This window comes from Sulfuricurvum sp. (assembly GCF_049587615.1).
Taxonomy (GTDB): domain Bacteria; phylum Campylobacterota; class Campylobacteria; order Campylobacterales; family Sulfurimonadaceae; genus Sulfuricurvum.
Genome location: NZ_JBAVEF010000019.1, coordinates 1 through 2,647, shown reverse-complemented (window position 1 = coordinate 2,647; position 2,647 = coordinate 1). Strand labels below are relative to the sequence as shown.

The window sequence follows — 2,647 nt, the reverse complement described above, 5'->3', positions numbered from 1 at the left end:
ATGTTGACCAATGCCATCAAAGAAACCGGCTGTTTTAAAATCGTAGACCTTGAACAATTTGAAAAAATGAAAAAAATGATGGCAGCGACAGGACAGGAAGTAAAACCGCCAAAAATCGATCTGATTGTAAGCGGAACAGTCTCATCAGTTGATGTAAGCAAAGAAGGTGGAGCGATTGGCGGAGGGTTTATCCCCGTAGTCGGATTGTTTAGCAAAAACACATCAAAAGCAAGTTTAGGTGTAGAGTTTTTTACCATGAACCCTGCTACACTGGAAATGGGTGATTCAAAAAGCTTCAAAGCTGATAGTGAAAAAAGTTCATGGGGATTTGGCGGATTTGGCGGAGCTGCCGGAGGAGGATGGAGTGTGACTAAAAATGTAGCGCTTGACGGGGTTATCCGTGATGTCGTTTTCAGTGCAACGAATTATTTGACCGAAGCCTATGCAAAAGATAAAATTATCGAACGCCCGAAAATTGCTTTAGCAGAGTAACCGGTTTTCCGGTTATTCCATAAGAAAAAGAAACAGTTACTTATCTACAAAACAGCGTCAAAATATAAACATTTTTCCTACTATACGTCAATATCATACGGTAGGAGCTGTCAGTACGCTCCCTCTTTTTTGATATAATGCTGCTTTTTTAAAAGGCGCGTTATATGAAATTGCACTGGTTGAATTACTGGATGATGTTGCATGCCGCACTGTTCTGGGTCATCATCTACTTCTGTATTTTCAAAATACTAGGCTATTACCAAGTCGAATGGGCAACCTTGTTTCAATGGTGGTGGTGGAATTTATTTGCGTATCTGTATGTGGCGTTTATGCATTTTATTGTGAGAAATCACAAAAAGGCAGCCAAGCCATCCGTCTAATCCAGTGTTGTCGGCACTGAGCACTCTTCACAACAGACTTAATATATTTCCTCGCTCCCACTCTCCTGAGTGGGAATGCATATAATAAATGGAATACAAAAAGTAAAAGGCTACTTTTCTTCAAAAACTTTTTGCCGAAACACCGTTAAAATATGGATATTGACCTCTCGAATGTGAAAGACAATCGTATATCCTTTATAAATCAAATCTCTCGTTTGTTCATCATCGACATAATAACTCTTCCGGCATCGTAAAGGCATTTCCGACAATGTCAAAATGGTGTTTTCAAGTTCTCGGATAAAACGGTCAGCTTTTGTTTTGGAGTCTTTGGAAGTAATAAAAGTATGAATCTGGATGAGGTCTTGCAGAGCTTCCGGCTCGACAATGATCCCGTACATTTACGAACGGATCACTTTTTCGATAGCGGTCGATAGATTAAGTCCTTCATTCTTCGGGATATTGTTCATGGCACGCTCTATTTTCAATTTTGCTTCTTCGAACGAAATGGCGGGAAATTCATCTTTTTCCTCGATAATTTCGATTTTATCTTTCGGCAAAATTTCTAAAAGCCCCATCAATTTTTCATAAATGGTATCATGGATAGTAAGTCGAACGGTATGCATTCTCACATCCTCTGGTTAACTGTTTTTAAATTGTAGCATTGATTGAAGAAAAAAAGAAGAAGGCAGGCACAACGTAAGCCGGGTTCTGGATATGGCGATAATTAATCTACTGCCCTGATCGCTCAGGGCCTCTAGCGAAACAATAGCGATGTAGGACGCTAACCATCTGTTTCTTGCTGCGCGGTTGGGTTTACATAGCTCCCATAGTTGCCTATGAGACTGGTGGGCTCTTACCCCGCCGTTTCACCCTCACCTCTTGCGAGGCGGTCTACTCTCTGTTGCACTATCCCTCACGTTACCGTGGCCATCCGTTAGATGAAACCGTGTCCTACAGCAGCCCGGACTTTACCTCTTGAGTTTGTGGCTCAAGCTATCACCTGTTGTACCTGTGGATATTATAGGTGAAATAGGTTTAGAGAGGGATTAGTCCGCTGCGTAACGCTTTGATTTCTGCCGTTTTCTTTGGCACGGTACAGGTATCCGTCGACCCGTTTGAAGAGATCGTCGGTCGTTTCCCCTTTTTCCAGCACTGCTACGCCGAACGAACAGCTGATGATATGCTCGTCGATGTGCAGATCGCTCAATGCGGCTTGACGTATCCGCTCAGCGATTTCGAACGCGGTAGTAAGTTCGGTACAGGGCAAAAAGACGATAAACTCTTCCCCGCCCCAGCGCGCACAGACGTCGCTGTTGCGGGTACACGAACGCAACAGCCCGGAAAAGCGCACGATCACGTCATCTCCTTCTTTGTGCCCGTACGTATCGTTGATCGATTTGAAATGGTCGATATCGGCGAGAATAATCGCGAGCGGCTCATTTTTGGCTACCGCGTTCACATACAGGTCTTGAAAGATAGCGTCCAGTTCCCTGCGGTTGTAGAGTCCTGTCAACGGATCGATTTTCGCCAGTTCATCGGAAGTAATGTCGTTGCGGAAGGCCATATATTCGATGATTTTTCCCTCGGAATCGTAGACCGGAACGATTCGGGCCGTGGTGATAAAAGTGCTCCCGTTTTTCCGCCGGTTGGGGAGATTGCCTTTCCACACGTCGCCCGAAGTGATCGTTTCCCACAACCCGCTGTAGACGCTCGGCTCGACATCGGGATGCTTGAATACCGAATGGGTATTGCCGATGAGTTCGTTTTTATCGTAA

Annotated in this window: 5 protein-coding genes and 1 other RNA gene; 2 read left to right on the top strand and 4 right to left on the bottom strand. The window is 44.4% G+C overall.

All coding sequences use genetic code 11. The annotated features are described in order from the left end of the window. Both WB308_RS03535 and WB308_RS03530 read left to right on the top strand, forming a co-directional pair. A partial coding sequence (locus WB308_RS03535; RefSeq protein WP_424189052.1) for a CsgG/HfaB family protein occupies window positions 1–492 on the top strand: 492 nt, incomplete at its 5' end. A 164-nt stretch (window positions 493–656) separates the two neighbouring features. Beyond that, window positions 657–872 carry a hypothetical protein gene (locus WB308_RS03530; protein WP_424189050.1) on the top strand — a complete coding sequence of 72 codons (216 nt, stop codon included), beginning with the start codon at window positions 657–659 and terminating at the stop codon, window positions 870–872. Between the two features lie 110 nt (window positions 873–982). On the opposite strand, the gene WB308_RS03525 is transcribed toward WB308_RS03530, so the two are convergent. From WB308_RS03525 to WB308_RS03510, 4 genes are all read right to left on the bottom strand, one after another. Continuing rightward, entirely contained in the window at window positions 983–1,270 is a 288-nt protein-coding gene (locus tag WB308_RS03525; protein ID WP_424189048.1) for a type II toxin-antitoxin system RelE/ParE family toxin, read from the bottom strand. After that, window positions 1,271–1,495 carry a hypothetical protein gene (locus WB308_RS03520; RefSeq protein WP_424189046.1) on the bottom strand — a complete coding sequence of 75 codons (225 nt, stop codon included), beginning with the start codon at window positions 1,493–1,495 and terminating at the stop codon, window positions 1,271–1,273. It abuts the gene before it with no gap. Window positions 1,496–1,554: 59 nt separating this feature from the next. After that, window positions 1,555–1,884, bottom strand: an RNA gene (gene rnpB, locus WB308_RS03515) — RNase P RNA component class A. Window positions 1,885–1,890: 6 nt separating this feature from the next. Continuing rightward, window positions 1,891–2,647 (bottom strand): sensor domain-containing diguanylate cyclase (locus WB308_RS03510; protein ID WP_424189044.1); only part of this gene is annotated, 757 nt, incomplete at its 5' end.

Bases quoted from the DNA above. Each gene is read 5' to 3' on its own strand.
- WB308_RS03530 (WP_424189050.1), top strand. From the start codon at position 657: ATGAAATTGCACTGGTTGAATTACTGGATGATGTTGCATGCCGCACTG.
- WB308_RS03525 (WP_424189048.1), bottom strand. From the start codon at position 1,270: ATGTACGGGATCATTGTCGAGCCGGAAGCTCTGCAAGACCTCATCCAG.
- WB308_RS03520 (WP_424189046.1), bottom strand. From the start codon at position 1,495: ATGCATACCGTTCGACTTACTATCCATGATACCATTTATGAAAAATTG.